Raw genomic sequence first — 24,017 nt, forward strand, 5'->3', positions numbered from 1 at the left:
TCCACGATCACCGTCTACCAGGCGTACTCCCCTGAGATCGGACAGCCTGCCGTCCGAGACGGCCGCTTTCCAGCCGCATGGAAGCCTGACCGCATGACGTGGATCAAGCCCAGTTTCATGTGGATGATGTACCGCTCCGGCTGGGGCATGAAGGACAGTCAGGAGACCGTCCTCGCCGTCGAGATCACTCGCGACGGCTTCGACTGGGCGCTGCGCCATGCCTGCCTATCGCATTACGTCCGCGGACTGCACCCCGATCGCGACACCTGGCAGCGTGACCTCAAGAACGCACCGTCCCGTGTCCAGTGGGATCCCGAACGCGATCTGCGCCTGCATCCCCTGCCGTACCGCTCGCTGCAACTGGGGCTCTCGGGTGAGGCATCGTCGCGTTACGCGGACGAGTGGATCGCGTCCATCAGCGACGTCACCCCGCTCGCCCACGAGATCCACGCACTCGTCAGGGACGGCGAACCGGACTCAGCTGCCCGACTGCTCCCCCAGGAACAGGAGTACCCCGCCAGTGCAGAACTCCTGGCCCACCTGTGTCCCTGACCGGCACTCCGGGCGCAGCCGCTGGCATCCCCCACGGGTCACATGGCGGCAGAGGGCTGCGAAGGCAGCTTGATGACCCACGTCATCCTGTCCCGCCTCCACGCGGCGGGGAAACGCCCGTCTCGGACGGCTGGCAGGGCGATTTCCGGGGAGTACGCCTGGTAGACGGTGATCGTGGATTCCGAGTGGGCCGCACGGATCCTGTGTCGCGGTTCTTCCATGGCGTACAGCGTGAGGTCGGCCGGTTCGGGCGGCCACTGATTTTCGCCGGGGCGGGAAGCCCACCGGTTCGGGCGGGCCCCGGTCGTGTTCAGTGCGGGAGCGTCGCCGGGCTTCCCCCGTTCGCCTCGTAGCCCGCCACCGACAGGGCCCGGTACACCGCGTAGTCCGCTGCCGGGTCGGGTGTCAGGGTCCAGGGGAGGGCGCCCACGTGGCCGTCGACATGCACCAGCTGGTTCATCGACTCCGCCCAGCGCTCGCCGCGTACCAGGAAGAAGACCAGCAGGTGGCGGACGTGGGCGAGCATCGGGTCGTCCGGGCGGGCCGCGTGGACCGCGAAGAGCGCGCCGTGGACCGCCTTGGTCACGACCTCGCTCTGGTAGAAGCCGCTGACGAGGTTCACCTCGGGGAGGTGCTCGAAGACCGCGAAGAGCGGCATGGCGGCGAGCAGGGAACCCCGGGGAGCGCGTGCCGCGGCCGCCTCCGCGAACGAGTACGCCGTCTCCCGCGAGCCGTGCCACTTCTCGCACCAGTAGTGCAGCGCCGCCAGATGCGCCCCCATGTGGGCGGCGTCCCGGTCCAGGATCTTCAGCCAGAGCTTCTCGAACTCCGGCTGCGAATAGGCGAGCCCGCGGGCCACGGAGAGCTCGATGATGTACGGGATCGGGTCGCCCGGAGCCAGCAGCGCCGCGTCACCGCAGGCCGCCCGCGCCTCCTCCATGATGATCCGGAACTCGTCCGTCCCCGGAGACGACGTACGCCACGCCTGCTGCACCAGGAACTCCGCGTGCACCGCCGCGCCGCCCGCGTCCTTGGGCTGCTCGGCCCGCCACACCCGCAGCCACTGCCCGCCGGGGTTGTCGCTCACCCCGCCGGGACGCTGCTGCAGTTCCAGCGACGCGGCCCCCGCGAAGGCCTGGACGCGCTGCCAGCGCCGCTCGCCCTCCGCCTCCGTACCCGCCAGGAGCTGTGACGCGGCGCGGTAGTCCTGGCTGCGCTGCACCAGGTCCAGGACCTCCAGCAGGTCCTGGTCGGGGCCGGGCATGCGGATGTCCAGCTCCTCCTGCCGAAGGAAGCCGTAGTTCGCCGGGTCCGCGGCGTCCGGGTCGCCGGGGGCGACCTGCTGTATTCCACCGGCACGCCGGCGATTCACGATCGGCCCGACGACGAACCCGATCATGAGCAGCGCGATCAGGACCCAGAGAATTTCCATGCCACAAGCGAACCAGACGCGTCCGACAATTGGCCAACCAGGGCGGCGGCTCCTGTGGAAAACCTTCGCCGAAGGCCGGATTAAGGCCGGAGTAGGGCCGGAGGGGGCGGTTCCACCGGGAACTCCGGCGAGGGACTCGGGCCAGGCGGTGGACGTCCGCCGTCATCATGCCCGCGGGCGCACTACCCTCGGTGCCCATGAGCGACAGGCACATCAGTCAGCACTTCGAAACCGTGGCGATCCACGCGGGCAACACCGCCGATCCCCTCACCGGCGCGGTCGTCCCGCCGATCTACCAGGTCTCGACCTACAAGCAGGACGGCGTCGGCGGTCTGCGCGGCGGCTACGAGTACAGCCGCAGCGCCAACCCGACGAGGACCGCGCTGGAGGAGAACCTCGCGGCCCTGGAGGGCGGTCGCCGCGGGCTCGCGTTCGCATCCGGACTGGCGGCCGAGGACTGCCTGTTGCGTACGCTGCTCAGTCCCGGCGACCACGTGGTCATCCCCAATGACGCGTACGGCGGTACGTTCCGCCTCTTCGCGAAGGTCGTCTCGCGGTGGGGGGTGGAGTGGTCGGTCGCCGACACCAGCGACCCCGCGGCCGTACGGGCCGCCATCACCCCGAAGACCAAGGCCGTCTGGGTGGAGACGCCCTCCAACCCGCTGCTGGGCATCACGGACATCGCCGCGCTCTCGCACGTCGCGCGGGAGGCCGGCGCGAAGCTGGTCGTCGACAACACCTTCGCCAGCCCTTACCTCCAGCAGCCGCTCGCGCTCGGCGCGGACGTCGTCGTGCACTCGCTCACCAAGTACATGGGCGGCCACTCCGACGTCGTCGGCGGCGCCCTCGTGGTCGCCGACCAGGAGCTCGGCGAGGAGCTCGCCTACCACCAGAACGCGATGGGCGCGGTGGCCGGCCCGATGGACGCCTGGCTGGTGCTGCGCGGCATCAAGACGCTCCCCGTCCGGATGGACCGGCACAGCGAGAACGCCGGCAAGGTCGCCGAGATGCTCACGCGGCACGCGCGCGTGACGCGCGTCCTGTACCCGGGCCTTCCGGAGCACCCCGGCCACGAGACCGCCGCCAAGCAGATGCGGTCGTTCGGCGGCATGGTCTCCTTCCAGGTCGAGGGCGGCGAGGAGGCGGCCGTCGAGGTCTGCAACCGCGCCAAGGTGTTCACCCTGGGCGAGTCCCTGGGCGGCGTCGAGTCCCTGATCGAGCACCCGGGGCGGATGACGCACGCGTCCGTGGCCGGGTCCCTCCTAGAGGTCCCCGCCGATCTCGTACGCCTCTCCGTGGGGATCGAGAACGTCGACGACCTCCTTGAGGACCTCAAGCAGGCCCTCGGATAGCCCGACCGGGAAGGGGTGAGGACTCAGGCGGCCCTTTCGAAGGCTGCGGCCCCCGCAAAGCCTGCCGCCTGCCCTCTCACCAGCCGGTCAGCGGTGGAGTCGTCTGCGACGGCGGCTCCACCCACGGCTGGGCGACCGACAGCCACACCACGAGGGCCACGGTCGCCGCGAGCAGCACCAGCCACATCAGCCGCCGGGCGAGCGTCCGGCGGCGCAGCATGCGCCCGCCCCTGCGGACGGCCTCCGTGTACAGATCCGGCGGTACGGGCGGCTGCGGTTCCTCCAGAATGCGCCGGACATCGGCCTCCCTGCGGTTGACGGGGCTCATGAAGGCACCACTTTCGCGACCGGCGGGGCGGCCTGCCGGGGCGGATGCAGCAGCGTGGCCATCGCGCGGGCACAGATCGCCCGTACGCGTTCCGTGGGCAGCCCCAGCAGCGCGGCGGCCTGCTCCTCGGCGACGCCCTCGTACATGCGCAGCACGAGGATCAGCCGTTCCTGAGGGGTGAGGTGGCGCAGGGCGCTGTCGGGAGCGGGGCGGCCACGGGGGTACGGCCGGCCGAGGCCGCCGTACTGGTGCCAGGCCCCGCGCGCGAAGCGCACCGCCAGATACTGCCGGGTCCGGTCATACGGGTCCTCGCCGTGCAGGCGGTCCCAGACGGCGTACGTGTGGGCCAGGGCCGCGGTGATCAGGCGCCGCGCGCGCGGGTTGTCGTCCGGGGGCTCCGCGGTGAGCAGTGTGGCGGCATGCAGCAACCGCCCTGCCGCGCCCGCCACGAACACCTCGAACTCCCGGGCACGGCGGGCGTTCCGGGACGCCTGCCGCTCTCGCACCGCGCCTCCCCGTGGGAAAAGCGGGCCCTGGAGACGTACGCCGTGCACTGCCGCGTGCGCCGGGGCCCGACTTCATATGAGGCCAGGCGCGGGCCCCTGGTCAAGAGGCCGGCACCAGCCGGTGCGGCCGGATCGGTCCGGGCACGGCCCGACCCGGGGCGGTGACGGGTGGCGTACGGCGGCGTACGCGCGGTCAGGAGGTCGCCGGTGCCTCCACGGACGGCGACGCGGCCATGCGGGTGGAGAGCGCCACGTTGAAGCGGGTGAGCAGCGTGCAGAAGGCCTCGCGCTCCTCGGGCGACCACTCCTGGGTCAGTTCCGCCATCAACTGGCGCCTGGAGGAACGTACTTCGTCCAGACGGGAGAGTCCGCGCGGCGACAGCTGCAGCACCACTGCACGCCCGTCCTCCGGGTGGGAGGTGCGCTTGACGAGGCCGGTGTCGACCAGCGGGGCCACCTGCCGGGTGACCGTCGACGAGTCGATGCCCATGCTCGCGGCGAGCGCCTTGACGCCCATCGGCCCCTCCTTGTCGAGGCGGTTGAGCAGCAGGTAGGCGGCGCGGTCCATGGAGTTGCGCACCTGGCCGACCCCGCCGAGCCGGGTCTGTTCGGCACGGCGGGCGAACACCGCGACCTCGTGCTGCAGTGTTTCGAGAAGACCGGTGTCACCGACGGTCGTCATGTCCATCGACATTCCAGGTGTTGTGGGCATGGCCGGGGGCTCTATTCATGCGTGGGGCTGGCTTGGGTTGGGGGACAGAGTACGCGGACGGGCGGCGGGCCGTACGGGCGCTGGGCAAACCGGTCTCGGACGTTGGTCACGGACGGTGGGGCGCGGTGTGAACTGCGAGACTGGCGGTCATGAGCTATCGCACGGCCGACCCCTTGCCGCCGGTGACCCTCGACGATGTGCGCGGCGCGCAGAAGATGCTCTCCGGCGTGGCACGGATGACGGCCATGGAGGGCAGCAGGCACCTGTCCGGCCTGGTGGGCGCGCCGGTCCACCTCAAGTGCGAGAACCTCCAGCGCACCGGTTCGTTCAAACTGCGCGGCGCGTACGTGCGGATCGCCGGGCTCCTCCCCGAGGAACGGGCGGCCGGAGTGGTCGCGGCGAGCGCGGGCAACCACGCGCAGGGCGTGGCTCTGGCCTCCTCGCTGCTCGGGGTGCACTCCACGGTGTTCATGCCGTCGGGCGCCCCGCTGCCCAAGGTCGCGGCGACCATGCACTACGGCGCCGAGGTGCGTACGCACGGCACGGTGGTGGACGAGACGCTGGCCGCCGCGCAGGAGTACGCGGCCGAGACGGGCGCCGTCTTCATCCATCCCTTCGACCACCCGGACATCATCGCCGGGCAGGGCACGGTGGGCCTGGAGATCCTGGAGCAGTGCCCCGAGGTACGCACGATCGTCGTCGGCATCGGCGGTGGCGGGCTCGCCGCGGGCGTCGCGGTCGCGGTGAAGGCGCTGCGGCCGGACGTGCGGATCGTGGGCGTGCAGGCGGCGGGCGCGGCCGCGTACCCGCCCTCGCTGGCGGCCGGGCGCCCGGTGTCGGTCGAGAATCCGGCGACGATGGCCGACGGGATCAAGGTCGGCCGGCCCGGGGACGTGCCGTTCGGGATCATCGGCGACCTGGTGGACGAGATCCGTACGGTCTCCGAGGACGCGCTGTCCAGTGCGCTGCTGCTCTGCCTTGAGCGGGCCAAACTGGTCGTCGAGCCGGCTGGCGCGAGCCCGGTCGCGGCGATCATGAGCGAGCCGCAGGCCTTCGAGGGCCCGGTCGTCGCGCTGCTGTCCGGCGGAAACGTCGATCCGCTGCTGATGCAGCGCATCCTGCGGCACGGCATGGCCGCGAACGGCCGCTACCTCGCGGTCACGCTGCGGCTGACGGACCGGCCCGGGGCCCTGGCCACGCTTCTCGGGGTGTTGTCAGTGGTGGACGCTAACGTCCTCGATGTGAGTCACGTACGGACCGATCCGCGGCTCGGGCTCACGGAGGTGGAGGTCGAGCTGCACCTGGAGACGAAGGGCCCAGAGCACTGCGCCGAGGTGAACTCGGCACTGCGGCGGGCGGGCTACACGGTCATCGACTGAGGTCGGACGGGGGCGCGACGGGGGAGGAACGCATGGGAAACCGAGCCGGGAAAATCACTTGAGGAAACGCGATACATCGCGTTATGGTGTGTCTCTCCTCACGGGCCGCCGGGGGCGAGGTGCGATATTCGCTCGCCCGGCGGCGCAAAGCGGGCGAAAATAGTCGCCCACTGATCTCTTTTCACTGGATCCCCAACCACTTGGGAGACTCACATGCCAGGCGCCATCTACGCCGAAGGCCTGGTGAAGACCTTCGGCGACGTAAGGGCTCTGGACGGCGTCGATCTCGATGTCCCGGAGGGCACGGTCCTCGGCCTGCTCGGACCGAACGGCGCGGGCAAGACCACCGCGGTCCGCTGCCTCACCACCCTGCTCCGGCCCGACAGCGGCAAAGCCGTCGTCGCGGGCATCGACGTACTGAAGCACCCGAACGAGGTACGGCGCTCGATCGGTCTGTCCGGCCAGTTCGCCGCGGTCGACGAGTACCTGACGGGCCGTGAGAACCTCCACATGGTCGGCCAGCTCTACCAGATGAGGGCCAAGCAGGCGAAGGTCCGCGCGGTCGAGCTCCTGGAGCAGTTCAATCTCACGGAGGCCGCCGACCGCACGGCCAAGACCTACTCCGGCGGTATGCGCCGCCGGCTCGACCTCGCGGCGGCCCTCGTCGTCTCGCCGCCGGTCATGTTCATGGACGAACCGACCACCGGCCTCGACCCGCGCAACCGCCAGCAGCTGTGGGAGGTCATCAAGCAGCTGGTCTCCGGCGGTACGACGCTGCTGCTGACCACCCAGTACCTCGAAGAGGCCGACCACCTCGCGCACGACATCTGCGTCGTCGACCACGGCAAGGTCATCGCCCGCGGCACCTCCGACCAGCTCAAGGCCCGCACCGGCGGCGAGCGCGTGGAGGTCGTGGTGCACGACCGCGAGCACATCGCGACCGCGGCCGAGGTCCTGCGGGGCTTCGGCAAGGGCGAGACCGCCGTCGAGGACCACACCCGCCGGCTCACCGTGCCCGTCTCCGGCGGCGCGAAGCTCCTCGCGGAGGTCATCCGTGAGCTGGACGCCCGCGGTATCGAGATCGACGACATCGGTCTGCGCCGCCCCACGCTCGACGACGTGTTCCTCTCCCTGACCGGCCACCTCGCCGAGCAGAAGGACACGGAGAACGGCGAGGACGCCGACACCGACGGACTCAAGGGATCCAAGGGGTCCAGGGGATCCAAGCGCAAGAAGGAGGCCGCCAAATGAGCGCCGTCACCGATGCCGTGCGCACCGCGACCCCGGCCCCGGGAGGCTCCCTCGGGCAGTCCGTCCGGGACTCCCTGGTCGTCGCCAAGCGCAACCTGATCCGCATGACCAGGATCCCCGAGATGATCCTGTTCGGGATCATCCAGCCGGTGATGTTCGTGGTCATGTTCACGTACGTCTTCGGCGGCTCGATGCAGATCGGGAGCACCACCGACCCGGACGTCTACAAGAACTTCCTGATGGCGGGCATCTTCGCGCAGACCGTCACGTTCGCCACCGCGGGATCGGCCGCCGGTATCGCGGACGACATGCAGAAGGGGCTCGTCGACCGCTTCCGCTCCCTGCCGATGGCCCGCGGCGCGGTGCTGACCGGCCGGACCGTCGCCGACCTCGTCCAGACGGCCATCACCCTGCTCGTCCTCGCGGTCGTCGCGCTGCTCGTGGGCTGGCGCACCGGTTCCGCGGAGCCGACCAACGCGGCCAGGGTCCTGGCCGCCTTCGCCCTGCTGCTCCTCCTGGGATACGCGTTCACCTGGATCGGCGCACTGATCGGCCTGTCCGTGCGCACCCCCGAGGCGGCGACCTCGGGCGGGATCATCTGGCTCTTCCCGGTGACGTTCATCTCGAACGCCTTCGTGGACTCCAGCCAGATGACTCCCTGGCTGCGGCACATAGCCGAGTGGAACCCGTTCAGCGCCACGGTGCAGGCCTGCCGCGTGCTGTTCGGCAACCCGGGCGTGGTGGAGTCCGATGCCTGGCCCATGCAGCATCCCGTCTGGGCCTCGGTGATCTGGTCCGTGCTGATCATCGTCGTCTTCCGCACCCTGGCGGTCCGCAAGTACCGCAAGGCGGACGGCTGAGCGGACCCGGTCGGACAGGCATGGGGGAGCCCTCCGGCGCCCGGGCACGGAGAAGCCCCCGGCGCTCGGGCGCCGGGGGCTCGCCAGGGCGACGCCGGGGACGGGGTTACGCGGCGTACGGCTTGGCTTCGAGGACCTTCACCGAGGCGAGCTTGCCGTTCGGCAGCTCGTACTGGGCGTCCTCGCCGATCTTCTTGCCGTTCACACCGGAGCCCAGCGGGGACTGCGGCGAGTACGTCTCGATGTCGGAGCTCGCGTATTCGCGCGAGGCGAGCAGGAAGGTGAGCGTGTCGTCCTCGTCGCCGTCGAAGGCGATGGTGACGACCATGCCGGGCGCGACCGCACCACCGGCCGACGGAGCCTCGCCCACCTTGGCGTTCTCCAGGAGCTGGGTCAGCTGGCGCACCCGGAGCTCCTGCTTGCCCTGCTCCTCCTTGGCCGCGTGGTACCCGCCGTTCTCACGCAGATCGCCCTCCTCGCGCGCAGCCGCGATCTTGGCCGTGATCTCCGCGCGCGCAGGACCAGACAGGTGCTCCAGCTCGGCCTTGAGCTGGTTGTACGCCTCCTGGGTCAGCCAGGTGACGTTCTCGCTGGTCTGGGTCACAGGTGCTCCTCGTAGGTACTGGGAATACAAAGCATCGCCCTACCCAGAAGAATGTTCCTTCTCGGGTGGGCGAAACCACGAGCCTAACAATTCACGGGCCGAAGGGGGAGGACATAAGCCATCAGAATTACGTCCACGCAGGTCAGCGCGGAGTTGTCGGGAGTGACATCCGTCAGTGTCGCGTGTGGTCCGGTGCGGTCACCGCGCCGTACGGCTCGCACGGTGGGGCAGGGCCGGCTGTGACGGCGTCCCGCGGCTCAGTCCGCGTGGCAGCCGAGGAGTTCCGCGGTCGTGCCGGGGGCCGTCGTGCGCAGCGTGAGGACCTTGTCGACGCGGGTCGCGTCCTGGTCGAACCGGAAGTCCGCGCGGCCGACCTCGGCGCCGTCCTCGGCCTGGGAGCGGACCGTGCAGTAGCCCGTCACACCCGAGTCCTTGCGGACCTCAAGATGGACCTTCACGGCGGAGTCCGAGGCGTCGAAACTGATGACCTCGGCGCTGATCTTGTTGCCGGCCACGTAGTGGAAGGCGAAATAGCCGATCAGGGCGAGCAGGGCCACTCCGAGCACGGAACCGATGACCTTGAGTTTGCGATCGGCACGCTCGTCCGCGGAGCGGCCGTAACGGCCCTCGGGCAGCTGCACCGTACTCATGATCGTCCTCTCCGGGGCGGGTGTGCGGAGCCGGGGCCCGGAATTTTTCGCCCGCCGATTCGGTCACTATAGAAGCTCCCACTCGTCACCCGACCGCCGCCCCTCATCGACGTCCCTACGGGACGACCCCTTTGCATTGCGCCGTTTCACACCGGGGCGCCGACTTACTGAGGATTGAGTCTTGACTGATCAGCTGCGACTGATGGCCGTGCACGCCCACCCCGACGACGAGTCGTCGAAGGGCGCGGCCACCATGGCGAAGTACGTGTCCGAGGGAGTGGACGTGCTGGTCGTGACCTGCACGGGCGGGGAGCGCGGTTCCATCCTCAACCCCAAGCTGCAGGGCGACACGTACGTCGAGGAGCACATCCACGAGGTGCGCAAGAAGGAGATGGACGAGGCCCGCGAGATCCTCGGCGTCAAGCAGGAATGGCTGGGCTTCGTGGACTCGGGCCTGCCCGAGGGCGACCCGCTGCCGCCGCTGCCCGAGGGGTGCTTCGCCCTGGAGGACGTCGACAAGGCCGCCGGTGAGCTGGTCCGCAAGATCCGCTCGTTCCGTCCGCAGGTGATCACCACCTACGACGAGAACGGCGGCTACCCGCACCCCGACCACATCATGACCCACAAGATCTCGATGGTGGCGTTCGAGGGCGCGGCCGACACCGAGAAGTACCCGGAGTCGGAGTTCGGCCCGGCCTTCCGGTCGCAGAAGCTCTACTACAACCAGGGCTTCAACCGCCCGCGCACCGAGGCGCTGCACCACGCCATGCTGGACCGGGGCCTGGAGTCGCCGTACGGGGACTGGCTCAAGCGCTGGGACGAGTTCGAGCGCACCGAGCGCACGCTGACGACGCACGTGCCGTGCGCGGACTTCTACGAGATCCGCGACAAGGCCCTCATCGCGCACGCCACGCAGATCGACCCCGAGGGCGGCTGGTTCCGCGTCCCGATGGAGCTCCAGAAGGAGGTCTGGCCGACGGAGGAGTACGAGCTGGCGAAGTCCCTCGTCGACACATCCCTCCCCGAGGACGACCTCTTCGCGGGCATCCGCGACAATGCCTGATATGAGCGCAAGCCTGGCACTGACGCACCTCGTCCCCCTCGCCAAGGAGGTCGACGAGAACAAGGTCACCCCCGGTGTCCTCGGCTTCATCGTCTTCGCGGTGATGGCCCTGGCGGTCTGGGGCCTGATGAAGAGCATGAACCGGCAGCTGACAAGGGTCGACTTCAAGGAGGACGCCGACCCGAAGGCGGAACCCTCCGGCAAGGCGACATCCGGCTCGACCGGCTCCGGCAGCGGTTCCGGGGGGACGGCTTCGCCCGCGAAGGGCTGAGCCCCGGACGCGACCACAATCGCGGCCACCATCGCGACCGCGACCGCGTCGGCGCCCTGATCCGGTGATGCCCAGGAGGCATCGCCGGATCAGCCACACCCGCGGGACGCCCCCGGGACCAGCCGCGGGTCCCCTCGGAGGACGGGGCGGTCACGTCCGCTCCGCCGAGACCGGCACTCCCATCACCTCGCGTGCGTGCCGGTTCGGGACCATTCCCAGGCGCCAGGCCTGCCAGCCGGACTCCAGGTCCGCTCCTCGTTCCAGGAGAAGCTGGTACGCCTCGATGTAGTCGTCCAGTTTTCCGTCGCGGGACGGGTGGCCGGTGCGGGAGAGCTGGGACAGCTCCTCCTGGGCGACGGCCGTGCCCACCTCGACGCCGCCGGGGGACGCGTACGGCAGGAGCGTGCAGCGCAGGAAGCGGGCCCAGTCCTCGCCGCGGCGGTCGCCGTAGGAGGCGAAGAGCGCGGTCGCCTCGTCGCACAGGGCCAGCGCCGACTGCGTACGGGCGTTGCCCGCGTCGACCACCGCCAGTTCCAGGCAGGTCCAGGCCTCCCCGTGGGCTACGCCGATCCGCTGGAAGTCGGCGCGCGCGTCCACCAGGAGCTGGCGGGCGAAGCCGGAGTTGCGCAGCGAGCCGGTCTGCGCGGCGCGCTGGTCGCGGGTCACCCGTGCCGAGTGGTGGCGGGCGCAGGCCAGACCGTAGACGTCGCGGATGCGCGAGAACATCGTGCGGGACCGCTCCAGCTCGCGGACGGCCTGGTCGAGGTTGCCCGTCTCCTCCAGCGCCTGGCCGAGGTAGTACACCGTCCAGGCCTCGCCGCGGGCGTCCTCGTTCTCGCGGTGGCGGGAGGCCGCCTGGCGCAGACCGTCCACGGCGGGGGACGGGTCGCCGTCGACCAGCCGGGCCCGCGCCAGCTGGGTCAGCGCCCAGGCCTCGCCGCGGGCGTCGCGCGTACGGCCGTACAGGTCGAGGGCGTCGCGCAGTTCGGACTCGGCGCGCGGTACGTCGCCCATGCGCAGGCCCAGTTGGCCGAGCTGGTAGTGCGCCCAGGCCTCGCCGTGCACGGACTCGCCCTCGCGGTGCAGGTCCAGGGCCCGGGTGAGGAGGTCGAGGGCCTCGCGCAGCCTCGCCCGGTCGCGCTCCACGGCCGCCAGCGCGTGCATCGTCCAGGCACGGTCCGCCGCGAGGGCGGGCGAGGCCTGCAGATCCAGGGCCTCCTGGAGCTTCACGGCGGCCTCGGTGAGGTTGCCCTGGTGGTGGAGGGTGATCCCGAGCGAACACAACGCCCGCGCGGCGCCCGCGTCGTGATGGGCCTCGAAGTACAGGTCGACCACCGACGTCAGGGTCGTACGGGCCTTGTCGAGTTCGCCGAGCTGACGGGCCGCGATGCCCGTACGCCACTGGACCGAACGCACCAGCAGCCCCTGGTCGACGGCCTGCGTCAACTCGCTGATCTCGCCCAGACGGTAGAGGTCGCCGCGCAGCAGGCAGTAGTCGCACAGGGCGCCCAGGAGGTTCAGCACCGCCTCCTGGTTCACGCCCTCCGCGTGCCGCAGGGCCGCCGTGATGAAGCTCGACTCGTCGTCCAGCCAGCGCAGGGCCGCGTCCAGCGAGGTGAACCCGTGCGGCCCGACCGTGCTCGATTGGAAAGACGTGTCCGCGCGCGTGGACGTCTTGCCGTCGACCAGGCGGATCACCGAGTCGGCCAGCTCGCCGTAGTTCACGATGAGACGTTCCTGCGCGGCCGTGCGCTCGGCCGGATCCTCCTCGTCGAGGAGACGGGCCTGCGCGAAGGCCCGTACGAGATCGTGCAGGCGGTAGCGGCTGCCGCGGACGTGGTCGATCAGACCCGCGCGGGACAGGGACTGCAGATGGCGGGTCGCCTCCGCCTCGTCCGTCGCGAGCAGGGCCGCCGCGGCGGCGGCCCCCAGCGAGGCGCGGCCCGCAAGGGCGAGCCGCCGCAGCAGCCGCCTCGCCGGGTCCGGCTGGTCGGTGTAGCGCAGCCACAGCACCCGTTCGACCGGCTCCACCGGGCCGTACGCCGCCAGGTCGGTGGCGAGCCGGCGCGGAGTGCGCGGGCCGAGGGACGAGCCGGCGATGCGCAGCGCCAGCGGCAGCCCGCCGCACAACTCCCGGATTTCGTCCGCGGCTTCGGCGTCGTACGGGGCCGACGCGTCCTGGGCGGACGCCTTCAGGAGTTCCTCGGCGCCCGGCGCGGCCAGTGGTTCCACCGCGAGCTGGTGCACCCAGGCGGGCAGGTCGGCCGGCAGGTCCAGGGGCTTGCGGGCGGTGACGACCACCAGGCTGTCGGAGCGCTCCGGCACGAGCGTGCGCACCTGCTCCAGGTCGCTGGCGTCGTCCAGCACGATCGTCACCGGCAGACCGGTCAGATGCTGGTGGTACAGCTCGGCGAGCCGCCTGACCTGCTGGTCCTGCGAGGAACGCTCACGGAACAGGAGCTGTTCACGGGGCGCGCCCAGCCGGTTCAGCAGGTGCAGCAACGCGTCACGGGTGCTCAGCGGCGACTCCTCCGCGCTGTCGCCCCGCAGGTCCACCACGCACGCGCCGCGGAACTGGTCCTTCAGCTCGTGCGCCGCCCGGACGGCGAGGGTGCTGCGGCCGGACCCCGGCGCGCCGTGCAGGACGACCACCGTCGGCCGGGTCTCGGTGCTCGCACGGGCCGCGTGCACCCACTGCGCGATCCGCTGCAGCTCCTGGCGGCGGCCCGCGAAATGGCCGACCGGCTCGGGAAGTTGCCCGAACGACTGCTCCAGGACGCTGCGCCGCCGGGCCGCCGCGCTCTTGTCCGTACGCCGCAGCTGCGGTGCGCCCTTCTTCGCGCCGGTGGCGGCGTTGAACACGCGCTGCTGGTCGAAGAAGGGGCGGATCCCGCGGACCTCCAGGGCGGTCAGCCAGGTCAGGCGCAGCTGTTCGGGGCCGCCGGGCTGGCCGAGGGCTCCCGCCCGGCGGCTCGCGGCCGGCAGATGGGAGGCCGTCACCTTCGCCACGGTGGTCGCGGCGCCGACGACGCCGACGACCGCGCCCGCGCCGACCGCCGTGCCCGTGCCGGCGCCCAGCGCCAGGTCCGCGACGACGGCCGTGAGGGCCGCGACGGCCGCCACCAGCAGGGGAGTTCCGGCGCCCTCGCGGGCGTAGCGCTGCCCGAAGGTCAGCCGGCCCGCCTCGGCCTCGTCCGTCGCCCGCGTGTAGGCCTCGTACTCCTCGGCGGCCGTCTGCGCCATCGTGTCCAGCGAGGCCCGCGCCCGCGACAGCAGTACGCTCCCGTCGGCGCGCCCGCCGGACCGACGGACCTCCTCCTCCACGGCCCGCACCAACAGCCGTTCGGCCTCCGCCCGATGGCTGTCCCGCATTTCGCGTCCCCCTCCGCCGACAACGGCTTTCCTGGTCAAGTGTCCTGCGGATGAGCGGGGAAGGCGAGGGAGCGACTGGGGCGTCCCCTGGCATGCGCACGCCCATCCGGGCTGCTCGGAACCAGTACCTACCCCTGGAGGAAGCGGATGATCCGCGGGGCGTGCGGGTGATCCGCGACGCTCGCCGCGTCCGCCGCGTCCGCCGTGGCTGCGGGGTGCTGGCTGCTGGCTGTGCTGGGGCGGGGTGGCTGGGGGTGCGGTGTGGCTGCGGCCCGGTGGGGGCTGGGCGCGCAGTTCCCCGCGCCCCTTTGGGGCGCCTGTGGCGGCCGTGGTGTCCATCGCACCCCGCTCCGCTGGGGTGGGGTGGCTGGGGGTGCGGTGTGGCTGCGGCTTGGTGGGGGCTGGGCGCGCAGTTCCCCGCGCCCCTTTAGGGCGCCTGTGGCGCCCGGCTTGCTCGTCGGACCCGCCGCCCTCGCGTACCCGTCGGCACCACCGTGCCCGCCGCGCACCCCCCACCGCTCCCCGCCGCCCCCCTCCCCCTGCGGCAGGATGGACCCCATGGCGAATCGACTGGCCCATGAGACGTCCCCCTATCTTCTGCAGCATGCCGACAATCCCGTCGACTGGTGGCCCTGGTCGGGTGAGGCCTTCGAGGAGGCGCGGCGGTCGGGGAAACCGGTGCTGCTGAGCGTCGGGTACAGCAGTTGCCACTGGTGTCATGTCATGGCGCACGAGTCGTTCGAGGACCAGGAGACCGCCGACTATCTGAACGCGCACTTCGTCAACGTCAAGGTCGACCGTGAGGAGCGTCCCGATGTGGACGCCGTGTACATGGAGGCCGTACAGGCCGCGACCGGGCACGGCGGGTGGCCCATGACCGTCTTCCTGACGCCCGACGCCGAGCCGTTCTACTTCGGCACCTACTTCCCGCCCGAGCCCCGGCACGGCAGCCCCTCGTTCCGGCAGGTCCTCGAAGGGGTGAGCGGGGCGTGGACCGACCGGCGCGACGAGGTCGACGAGGTCGCCCGGAAGATCGTGCGCGATCTGGCCGGCCGCGAGATCGGCTTCGGTGACGCGCAACTGCCCGGCGAGGGCGAGCTCGCGCAGGCGCTGCTCGGGCTCACCCGCGACTACGACGCCACCCACGGCGGCTTCGGCGGGGCGCCGAAGTTCCCGCCGTCCATGGCGGTCGAGTTCCTGCTGCGCCACCACGCCCGCACCGGCTCCGAGGGCGCGCTGCAGATGGCCGCCGACACCTGTGAGCACATGGCCCGCGGCGGCATCTACGACCAGCTGGGCGGCGGCTTCGCCCGTTACTCCGTCGACCGTGAGTGGGTCGTGCCCCACTTCGAGAAGATGCTGTACGACAACGCGCTGCTGTGCCGCGTGTACGCGCATCTGTGGCGGACCACCGGGTCGGACCTGGCCCGCCGGGTCGCCCTGGAGACCGCCGACTTCATGGTCCGCGAACTGCGCACGAACGAGGGCGGGTTCGCCTCCGCGCTCGACGCCGACAGCGATGACGGCACGGGGAAGCACGTCGAGGGCGCGTACTACGCCTGGACGCCCCAGCAGTTGCGTGACGTGCTGGGTGACGAGGACGCGCAACTCGCCGCCGACCACTTCGGTGTCACGGCGGAGGGCACCTTCGAGGAGGGCGCCTCCGTACTGCAGCTCCCGCAGAGCGAGGGCGTGTTCGACGCCGCACGGATCGAGTCCGTCAAGGCCCGCCTGAAGGAGGCGCGCGACCGCCGTCCCGCTCCCGGCCGTGACGACAAGGTCGTCGCCGCCTGGAACGGGCTCGCGATCGCCGCCCTGGCCGAGACCGGCGCGTACTTCGAGAGGCCCGACCTCGTCGACGCGGCGCTCGCGGCGGCCGACCTGCTCGTACGGCTCCATCTGGACGAGCACGCGCGGCTGGCCCGTACCAGCAAGGACGGGCGCGTCGGCGCGCACGCGGGGGTGCTGGAGGACTACGCGGACGTCGCGGAGGGCTTCCTCGCGCTGGCCTCGGTGACCGGCGAGGGCGTCTGGCTGGAGTTCGCCGGTTTCCTGCTCGACCACGTCCTCGTGCAGTTCACCGACGAGAAGTCGGGAGCCCTGTACGACACGGCGGCCGACGCCGAGAAGCTGATCCGGCGCCCGCAGGACCCGACCGACAACGCCACGCCCTCCGGGTGGAGCGCGGCGGCCGGCGCCCTGCTGAGCTACGCGGCACAGACCGGTTCGGAGCCCCATCGGACCGCCGCCGAGCGGGCGTTGGGCGTGGTCAAGGCGCTCGGCCCGCGAGCCCCGCGGTTCATCGGCTGGGGACTGGCCACCGCCGAGGCCCAGTTGGACGGCCCGCGCGAGGTGGCCGTCGTCGGACCGGGTGACAATCCGGCCACCAGGGAGCTGCACCGCGCCGCCCTGCTCGCCACCGCACCCGGCGCGGTCGTCGCCGTGGGCACTGCGGACAGTGACGAACTGCCCCTCCTCGCACACCGGTCACTTGTCGACAATGAACCGACGGCGTATGTCTGCCGTAACTTCACCTGTGACGCCCCGACGACCGACGTCGACCGCCTCCGGGCGGCACTGGGGCGATGAGCAGGGGAAACACCCGCCACGCCGAGGCTTGATGTGTGCAGGTGTTCGGATACGTCCCAGTAGTCGACCGAGCATTCCGAAACACGCTATTTATCAGAACACCTCCCGGACTTCACAGGATCCCCATAGTCTCTGTCCCGGACACGACAGGAGTAACGCGCTGTCGTGACAGGGGGTTCTGGGGATCTGGGGGGATCTTTTGCTGGCGTCCGTCTTCATCGCTGTCGTTTCGCTCGCCCTTTTCTGGATGGCTGCTTTCACCCTGTGGTGGCAGATGCACGCGTGGCGTACGCCCGAGGTGCTCGCCTCCACCCGGTTCAGCAGTCCGGACGGGGGCGAGCACGTCTCCTTCTCGCTGCTGCTGCCCGCGCGGCACGAACAGGCCGTCCTCGACCACACCATCCAGCGCCTGCTGGAATCCAGCCACACCGACTTCGAGATCATCGTGATCGTCGGCCACGACGACCCGGACACCACCGAGGTGGCCCGGCACGCCGAGGCCCGTGACCCGCGGGTGCGCGTGGTCGTCGACGCCCACGAGAAGAAGAACAAGCCGAAGGCCATGAACACCGCGCTGCCGCACTGCCGCGGCGAGGTCGTCGGAGTCTTCGACGCCGAGGACCAGGTCCACCCGGAGCTGCTCGCGCACGTCGACCACGCCTTCCGCACCACCGGCGCGGACGTCGTCCAGGGCGGCGTCCAGCTCATCAACTTCCACTCCAGCTGGTACAGCCTGCGCAACTGCCTGGAGTACTTCTTCTGGTTCCGCTCGCGGCTCCACCTCCATGCGCAGAAAGGTTTCATCCCGCTGGGCGGCAACACCGTCTTCGTCCGCACGGACGTCCTGCGGGAGGCCGACGGCTGGGACCCCGACTGCCTCGCCGAGGACTGCGACCTGGGAGTACGGCTCTCCAGCGTCGGCAAGAAGGTCGTCGTCGCCTACGACTCCGACATGGTCACCAAGGAGGAGACACCCGGCAGCCTGATGTCGCTCCTCAAGCAGCGCACCCGGTGGAACCAGGGATTCCTCCAGGTCTACCGCAAGCAGGACTGGAAGCAGCTGCCCGGCTTCGGCCAGCGCCTGCTCGCCCGCTACACCCTCATGACCCCGTACCTCCAGGCGGTCTCCGGCGTGATCATCCCGCTCAACGTGGCCGTCGCGCTCTTCCTCGACGTCCCCGTCGGCATCGCCTTCATCACCTTCCTGCCGGCCGTCACCGCGTTCGTCACCTTCGTCTTCGAACTCGTCGGACTGCACGACTTCGGCAAGCAGTACGGGCTGCGCGTCCGCTTCGTCCACTACCTCAAGCTCGTCGTCGGCGGCCCCTTCTACCAGGTGCTCCTCGCCGGAGCGGCCGTCCGGGCCGTCTGGCGCGAGCAGCGGGGCCGCAACGACTGGGAACTGACCAGCCACGTCGGAGCGCACCTCACCGACACCGGCCACGACTTCGGCAACGACATCGGCAAGGGCGCCGACATCGCCACCGCCACCGCAACCGGCGCCGACACCGCTGCCGCCACCGAAGCCGCGGCCGTGGCCCGCGGGTCCCGAGAGGACGTCCCTGCGTGACCTCCACCCTCCCCGCGGCGACCGCTCCCGAGGTCCCCGCGCAGCGCACACCTGTCCCCACCACCGGTTCGACACCTCGAACAGCCCCGCCCCGGCTGCGCCGTTCGAAGACCGACCTGATCCTGTGCGGCGTCCTCCTCGTGGCCGTCATGACCGTGCAGGGCTGGAACATCGCCGACTACCCGACCCTCAGCGACGACGAGGGCACCTACCTCGCGCAGGCCTGGTCCGTGCAGCAGGGCGACGGCCTCGCCCACTACACGTACTGGTACGACCACCCGCCCCTGGGCTGGATACAGATAGCCGTACTGACCTGGATACCTTCCCTGCTCAGCCCCGAGTCGATGACCGTCGGCCCGATGCGGATCGTGATGCTCCTGGTCAGCGCGGTGAGCGCGGTCCTCGTCTACGTACTGGCCCGCCGTCTGTCCCTGCCCCGCTGGGCCGCCGCGCTCGCCCTGCTGCTGTTCGGGCTCTCACCGCTGTCCGTCGTCCTGCAACGGGAGATCTTCCTCGACAACATCGCGGTGATGTGGACGCTGCTCGCGTTCTGCCTCGCCGCCTCCCCGAGCCGCCATCTGTGGCACCACTTCGGCGCGGGACTCGCCGCGGCGGCGGCGGTCCTCACCAAAGAGACCATGATCTTCGTCCTGCCCGCCGTGCTCGTCACCATGTGGCGCCACAGCCACCGCGACACCCGCAAGTTCGCGATCACCGGCGCCGTCACGGCCTGCGTCCTGATCGGCATGTCGTACCCGCTCTTCGCCCTCCTCAAGGGCGAGCTGTTCCCCGGCGCCGGACACGTCTCGCTCTGGGACGGCCTCGCATACCAGCTGACCAGGCCCGGCTCGGGCTTCATCCTCGACGAGGGATCCGGCTCGTACGAGGTCCTGCGGTCCTGGCTCTACTACGACCGCATCCTGCCGCTGGGCGGCCTGGCCGGAGCACTGCTCCTCCTGGTCACCTGGCGCTGGTCGGTCACCGCGCGGGCGCTCGCCGGACCCGCCCTGACCGTCGCGATCCTCGCCCTGGTCGCCCTGCGCCCGAACGGCTACCTGCCCGCGATGTACGTCATCCAGGCCCTGCCGTTCCTCGCCCTGGTCCTCGCCGGAGGCACGGCGAGCGTCGCCCACGGCGTGCTGCGCAGACGGCGTACCGCCGACGAGAGCCCGTACGTCACCCGCGGCCGGTACGCGCTCGCGGCGCTCCTCGTCGCCGTCTCCGCCGTGTACGTCGTGCCGCGCTGGTACGACGGCGCCCGCACCGCCGTCACCACCGACGCCAACGCCCCCTACCGGGCCGCCTCGAAGTGGCTGGCCACCGAGGTCGACCACCCCGAGGACACCCGTGTGCTGGTCGACGACGCGCTCTGGCTCGACCTCGTGCACGCCGGGTACCAGCCCGGCCTCGGTGTCATCTGGTTCTACAAGGCCGACCTCGACCCCGCCGTGACGAGGACGATGCCGCGCGGCTGGCGCGACCTCGACTACGTCGTCGCCTCCCCGACCGTGCGGCGCGACGCCGTCGACCTGCCCAACGTCAAGCAGGCGATGAGGCACTCGACGCCCGTCGCCACCTTCGGCGAGGGCCCCGACCGCATCGAGATCCGGAAGATCGAGAACGGCGGCGAGGAGAGCAGGGCCAGCAGGGACAGCACCGCGGGAACCGCGAACGCCGCGGCCACGGAAGGCGGCGACCGATGACGTACGAGTCCATCGTCCCGGGGGAGCTGCCGGGGGAGCTGAGCGACCCGGCACTGCGCTCGGCCTCCCCGCTCCCCGAGCCGGGCGCGGTCACCGTCGTCGTGCCGACCTTCAACGAGTCCGCGAACATCCGCGAGCTGCTGCGGCAGATCACCGCCTCGGTGCCCGCGCGGCTGCCCTGCGAGGTCGTCTTCGTGGACGACTCCACCGACGACACCCCCGAGGTGATCCGTGAGGCCGCCCGCGACTGCCCGTACCCGGTGACCGTGCTGCACAGGGAGGAGCCCGTCGGCGGGCTCGGCGGGGCCGTCGTCGAGGGCATCCGGGCGGCGACCTCCGACTGGATCGTCGTCATGGACGGCGACCTGCAGCATCCGCCGTCCCTCGTACCCGAGCTGGTCGCCGCGGGCGAGCGCGCCCACGCCGGACTCGTCGTCGCCTCCCGCTACATCAAGGGCGGCAGCCGCGAGGGCCTCGCGGGCGGCTACCGCGTCGCCGTCTCACGCGGCGCCACCTGGCTGACGAAGACACTGTTCCCGCACCGGCTGCGCGGCATCAGCGACCCGATGAGCGGCTTCTTCGCGATCCGCCGCAGCGCGGTCACCGCGGACGTCCTGAAGCCCCTCGGCTACAAGATCCTGCTCGAAATGGCGGTACGGGCCCGGCCCCGCCAGGTCACCGAGGTGCCGTTCGTCTTCCAGGACCGGTTCGCGGGGGAGTCCAAGTCGACCGCGCGGGAGGGCATCCGCTTCCTGCGGCACCTCGCCGGACTGCGCACGGCCTCACCGGTGGCCCGGATGGTGGTCTTCGGGCTGATCGGCGCGACGGGCTTCCTGCCCAACCTCGCCGGCCTGTGGGCGCTGACGGCCGCCGGGATGCACTACCTGCCCGCCGAGATCGTCGCCAACCAGTTCGGCGTCGCCTGGAACTTCCTGCTCATCGAGCACCTGTGCTTCCGGGACCGCCGCCGGCACCGGCACTGGTGGGACAGGGCGGGCCGGTTCGTGCTGCTCGCCAACGCCGACCTCGTGCTGCGCATCCCGCTGATCGCGCTGCTCGTGGGCCGGTTCGGCATGAGCGCGCTCACCGCCACGGCACTCGCCCTGGTGACGACCTTCGTCCTGCGGTTCGCCGGCACGGAGGCGCTGGTCTATCTGCCACGCAAGGGAGGGCGCACAGGAGGAGGAGCGGCGGACGGGAAGAGCCGCCGCGCAAGGAGCCGCACAGCAAGGAGATCCAGCTGATGTTCGGACGACCCGTACGACGTAGACCCGCCCGCCTCCGACGCCGTACCACCACCCTGCTCGCCGTCGGAGCCCTCACCTCGGGGCTGCTCCTCTCCGTCCCGCAGCCGGCCTCCGCCGCCAACCTCGTGAAGAACCCGGGCTTCGAGACCGCGGGCACGGGCGGCGACGGCATGCCGTACTGCTGGGAGAAGTCCGGCTGGGGCGACAACGACTTCACCTTCTCCACCGTCGGCGGCGCCCACACCGGCTCCAAGGCCATGAAGGTCGAGCTGACCCGCCGCACCGAGGGCGACCGCAAGGCGCTGATCACCGAGTCCGCCGAATGCGCGCCGGTGGTGAGCGTCGGCAGGCAGTACGACCTCGGGCTCTGGTACAAGTCGACGACCCCGGACACCTCCCTCACGCTCTTCCGGCACGACACGACCGCCGGCTGGCAGTACTGGACCGACCTCAAGACGCTCCCGATCAGCGCGAACTGGTCCGAGGCGACGGTCCGTACCCCCGAGGTCCCCGCGGGCACCGACCGCATCAGCTGGGGTGTCTCCGTCTACGGCACCGGCTCCGCGACCACCGACGACTACACGATGGACCAGGTCGCCGACCCGATACCCGACCCGGTGTGCACCGGCACCGCCGAGCAGTGCGCCAACGGCCGCTGGGACGTGCTGCCCACGCAGAACCCGGTCCGCTCCATGCACTCCGTCGTCCTCAACAACGGCAAGGTGCTGCTCATCGCGGGCTCCGGCAACAGCGAGGAGATGTTCGAGGCGGGCACGTTCACCAGCGCGGTCTACAACCCGGTGACCGGCACGTACAAGCAGATCCCCACGCCGAAGGACATGTTCTGCGCCGGCCATGTGCAGCTCGACGACGGCCGGGTCCTCGTCATGAGCGGCAACAAGGGCTACCCGTCCGCCGACGGCACGATCGGCTACCAGGGCTACAAGGACTCGTACCTCTTCGACCCGGTCACCGAGACGTACAGCAGGACCAACGACATGAACGACGGGCACTGGTATCCGTCGGCGACGATCCTCGGAAACGGTGACGTGCTCTCCTTCGGCGGGCTCAAGGAGGACTCGACCGGCTCCGTCACGGCCGAGCGCTGGTCGGACGCCGAGAACAAGTGGCTGCCGCTGTGGCAGGTCAACCAGACCTGGTCGTACTGGGGCCTGTACCCGACGATGGTCCTCATGCAGGACGGCCGCCTCTTCTACACGGGCAGCCACACCTTCGGCAACAACATCCCCGGCACGGGCTCGGCGATCTACGACTACGACGCCAACACCACCACCCAGGTGCCCGGACTGCAGCGCAAGGACGAACGCGACCAGTCGGCCAGCGTGCTGCTGCCCCCGGCCCAGGACCAGAAGGTCCTCACCATCGGCGGCGGCAACATCGACTCGAACCCCGACGCGAACCGGCTGACCGACGTCATCGACCTCAAGTCCGCGAACCCGGCGTACACCGCCGGACCGCCGCTCCCGCAGGGCACCGTCGACCTCGGCAACGGCAAGATCCCGCAGACCGGCGCCCAGGGCAAGATGTACGTCTCCGCCGTGCTGTTGCCCGACGGAAAGGTCCTGGAGACGGGCGGCGCCCTGCACAACCGCGCCAACCCGGTGTACGAGTCGTCGCTGTACGACCCGGCGACGAACACCTTCGACCCGGTGGCCGCCGACCCCGAGGCCCGCGGCTACCACTCGTCCGCGTTCCTGCTCCCCGACGGCCGCGTGATGGCCACCGGCGACAACCCCGGCAACGGCACCTGGAACCACAACGTGTCCGTCTACACCCCGCCCTACCTGCTCAAGGGCCCGCGCCCGTCGATCACTTCGGTCATCGACAACGAGTGGACGTACGGCGACACGCAACGCATCACGGTCGACCGGCCCATCGCCCGGGCCGAACTGATCCGCCCGGCCGCGGTCACCCACTCCTCCGACCCGAACCAGCGCTTCGTGGACCTGCCGCTCTCCGTCGACGGCGCCAACGTCGACCTGAACGTGACGAGCAACCCGAACCTCGCCCCGCCCGGCTGGTACATGCTCTTCGCGGTCGACGCGAACGGGGTGCCGTCGGTGGCGAAGTGGGTCCACCTCCAGGGCCCGTCCGCACTGGCCGCCGCCTCGGGGGAGGCCGCCTCGGGACACGTCCACGCCTTCGCGGACTCGCTGGAGGGGAAGGTCGTGAAGCCCGGCAAGAAGCGTGCCGCCGCGAAGGTCAGCCCGACCATCGCGGGCTGCGACCGCCACTACGGCTCGGCGAACGTCTGCGTCCCGACGGTCTTCCCGGACGCGGTCAAGAAGACGACGGCGGCCCGCTGCACCTGGCTGAAGTCCAACGACTACGGCCCCCTGAAGATCAACGGCAAGGACGACCCTCTGCGCCTGGACCGTAACGGGGACGGCGTGGCGTGCGGAAAGGGAGACGCGAGGCGCTGACTTCGGGTGCGCTTCAAAGGCGGGGGCGCGCGGAGTCTTTTAGGGGCGCGGGGAACTGCGCACCCAGCCCCAGCCACGACGCACCCGCACCCGGCCACATACCTCAAGCGCCGGACGGGCTGATCTCCAGCC

General features: G+C 70.8%; 19 protein-coding genes and 1 pseudogene. 12 read left to right on the forward strand and 8 right to left on the reverse strand.

Annotated features, from left to right (window positions below; translation table 11 throughout):
* On the forward strand, positions 1-552 hold a 552-nt coding region (locus ACFWGJ_RS23240; RefSeq protein ID WP_387327606.1), incomplete at its 5' end, for a DUF4291 domain-containing protein.
* A gap of 74 nt (positions 553-626) precedes the next feature.
* On the opposite strand, the pseudogene ACFWGJ_RS23245 reads toward ACFWGJ_RS23240, so the two are convergent.
* Positions 627-773, reverse strand: a pseudogene (locus ACFWGJ_RS23245) (DUF4291 family protein); the annotation flags it as partial.
* Positions 774-862: 89 nt separating this feature from the next.
* A complete protein-coding gene (locus tag ACFWGJ_RS23250; RefSeq protein ID WP_387327609.1) occupies positions 863-1,984 on the reverse strand; it encodes a hypothetical protein in 1,122 nt (373 codons plus the stop codon).
* Between the two features lie 197 nt (positions 1,985-2,181).
* Here ACFWGJ_RS23250 and ACFWGJ_RS23255 point away from each other — a divergent pair, with 197 nt between their 5' ends.
* Positions 2,182-3,336: a cystathionine gamma-synthase gene (locus ACFWGJ_RS23255; RefSeq protein ID WP_387327612.1), complete on the forward strand. Its 1,155-nt coding sequence runs from the start codon at positions 2,182-2,184 to the stop codon at positions 3,334-3,336.
* 76 nt (positions 3,337-3,412) lie between these two features.
* Here the strand turns inward: ACFWGJ_RS23255 and ACFWGJ_RS23260 are convergent, their stop codons facing one another.
* The 3 genes from ACFWGJ_RS23260 to ACFWGJ_RS23270 form a co-directional block, all read right to left on the reverse strand.
* Positions 3,413-3,664, reverse strand: a complete 252-nt coding sequence (locus tag ACFWGJ_RS23260; RefSeq protein ID WP_387327615.1) for a hypothetical protein — start codon at positions 3,662-3,664, stop codon at positions 3,413-3,415.
* Entirely contained in the window at positions 3,661-4,170 is a 510-nt protein-coding gene (locus tag ACFWGJ_RS23265) for a sigma factor-like helix-turn-helix DNA-binding protein (protein WP_387327618.1), read from the reverse strand. The genes ACFWGJ_RS23260 and ACFWGJ_RS23265 overlap by 4 nt, the downstream gene beginning before the upstream one ends.
* A 193-nt stretch (positions 4,171-4,363) precedes the next feature.
* Positions 4,364-4,864: a MarR family winged helix-turn-helix transcriptional regulator gene (locus tag ACFWGJ_RS23270; protein ID WP_381833057.1), complete on the reverse strand. Its 501-nt coding sequence runs from the start codon at positions 4,862-4,864 to the stop codon at positions 4,364-4,366.
* Positions 4,865-5,031: 167 nt separating this feature from the next.
* Here ACFWGJ_RS23270 and ilvA point away from each other — a divergent pair, with 167 nt between their 5' ends.
* The 3 genes from ilvA to ACFWGJ_RS23285 all read left to right on the forward strand — a co-directional run bounded on the left by ilvA (position 5,032) and on the right by ACFWGJ_RS23285 (position 8,372).
* Positions 5,032-6,261 carry a threonine ammonia-lyase gene (ilvA, locus tag ACFWGJ_RS23275; RefSeq protein ID WP_387327621.1) on the forward strand — a complete coding sequence of 410 codons (1,230 nt, stop codon included), beginning with the start codon at positions 5,032-5,034 and terminating at the stop codon, positions 6,259-6,261.
* A 213-nt stretch (positions 6,262-6,474) separates the two neighbouring features.
* Positions 6,475-7,512 carry an ATP-binding cassette domain-containing protein gene (locus ACFWGJ_RS23280; protein ID WP_387327624.1) on the forward strand — a complete coding sequence of 346 codons (1,038 nt, stop codon included), beginning with the start codon at positions 6,475-6,477 and terminating at the stop codon, positions 7,510-7,512.
* Positions 7,509-8,372, forward strand: a complete 864-nt coding sequence (locus tag ACFWGJ_RS23285; RefSeq protein ID WP_387327627.1) for an ABC transporter permease — start codon at positions 7,509-7,511, stop codon at positions 8,370-8,372. Before ACFWGJ_RS23280 ends, ACFWGJ_RS23285 begins: the two co-directional genes overlap by 4 nt.
* A gap of 106 nt (positions 8,373-8,478) precedes the next feature.
* Here the strand turns inward: ACFWGJ_RS23285 and greA are convergent, their stop codons facing one another.
* On the reverse strand, positions 8,479-8,976 hold the full coding sequence (gene greA, locus ACFWGJ_RS23290) for a transcription elongation factor GreA (protein WP_107020310.1): 498 nt from the start codon (positions 8,974-8,976) through the stop codon (positions 8,479-8,481).
* Between the two features lie 257 nt (positions 8,977-9,233).
* Positions 9,234-9,626, reverse strand: coding sequence for a DUF4307 domain-containing protein (locus tag ACFWGJ_RS23295; RefSeq protein WP_387327629.1), 393 nt, complete (start codon positions 9,624-9,626; stop codon positions 9,234-9,236).
* A gap of 202 nt (positions 9,627-9,828) precedes the next feature.
* Here ACFWGJ_RS23295 and mca point away from each other — a divergent pair, with 202 nt between their 5' ends.
* Positions 9,829-10,689: a mycothiol conjugate amidase Mca gene (gene mca / locus ACFWGJ_RS23300; protein ID WP_387327653.1), complete on the forward strand. Its 861-nt coding sequence runs from the start codon at positions 9,829-9,831 to the stop codon at positions 10,687-10,689.
* A gap of 1 nt (position 10,690) precedes the next feature.
* A complete protein-coding gene (locus ACFWGJ_RS23305; RefSeq protein WP_387327632.1) occupies positions 10,691-10,960 on the forward strand; it encodes a hypothetical protein in 270 nt (89 codons plus the stop codon).
* 150 nt (positions 10,961-11,110) lie between these two features.
* On the opposite strand, the gene ACFWGJ_RS23310 is transcribed toward ACFWGJ_RS23305, so the two are convergent.
* Positions 11,111-14,332: a tetratricopeptide repeat protein gene (locus ACFWGJ_RS23310; protein ID WP_387327635.1), complete on the reverse strand. Its 3,222-nt coding sequence runs from the start codon at positions 14,330-14,332 to the stop codon at positions 11,111-11,113.
* 558 nt (positions 14,333-14,890) lie between these two features.
* On the opposite strand from ACFWGJ_RS23310, the gene ACFWGJ_RS23315 reads away from it, so the two are divergent.
* From ACFWGJ_RS23315 to ACFWGJ_RS23335, 5 genes are all read left to right on the forward strand, one after another.
* Positions 14,891-16,921, forward strand: a complete 2,031-nt coding sequence (locus tag ACFWGJ_RS23315) for a thioredoxin domain-containing protein (RefSeq protein WP_387327638.1) — start codon at positions 14,891-14,893, stop codon at positions 16,919-16,921.
* 199 nt (positions 16,922-17,120) lie between these two features.
* Entirely contained in the window at positions 17,121-18,491 is a 1,371-nt protein-coding gene (locus tag ACFWGJ_RS23320) for a glycosyltransferase (RefSeq protein WP_387327641.1), read from the forward strand.
* Positions 18,488-20,194 carry a phospholipid carrier-dependent glycosyltransferase gene (locus tag ACFWGJ_RS23325; protein WP_387327644.1) on the forward strand — a complete coding sequence of 569 codons (1,707 nt, stop codon included), beginning with the start codon at positions 18,488-18,490 and terminating at the stop codon, positions 20,192-20,194. The genes ACFWGJ_RS23320 and ACFWGJ_RS23325 overlap by 4 nt, the downstream gene beginning before the upstream one ends.
* Positions 20,191-21,438 (forward strand): glycosyltransferase, encoded by a 1,248-nt coding sequence (locus tag ACFWGJ_RS23330; RefSeq protein WP_387327647.1) that lies wholly within the window; start codon positions 20,191-20,193, stop codon positions 21,436-21,438. Before ACFWGJ_RS23325 ends, ACFWGJ_RS23330 begins: the two co-directional genes overlap by 4 nt.
* Positions 21,438-23,885: a galactose oxidase-like domain-containing protein gene (locus tag ACFWGJ_RS23335; RefSeq protein ID WP_387327650.1), complete on the forward strand. Its 2,448-nt coding sequence runs from the start codon at positions 21,438-21,440 to the stop codon at positions 23,883-23,885. Before ACFWGJ_RS23330 ends, ACFWGJ_RS23335 begins: the two co-directional genes overlap by 1 nt.
* The last annotated feature ends 132 nt before the right edge of the window (positions 23,886-24,017 follow it).

The organism is Streptomyces sp. NPDC060205, from assembly GCF_042728395.1.
Lineage (GTDB): Bacteria > Actinomycetota > Actinomycetes > Streptomycetales > Streptomycetaceae > Streptomyces.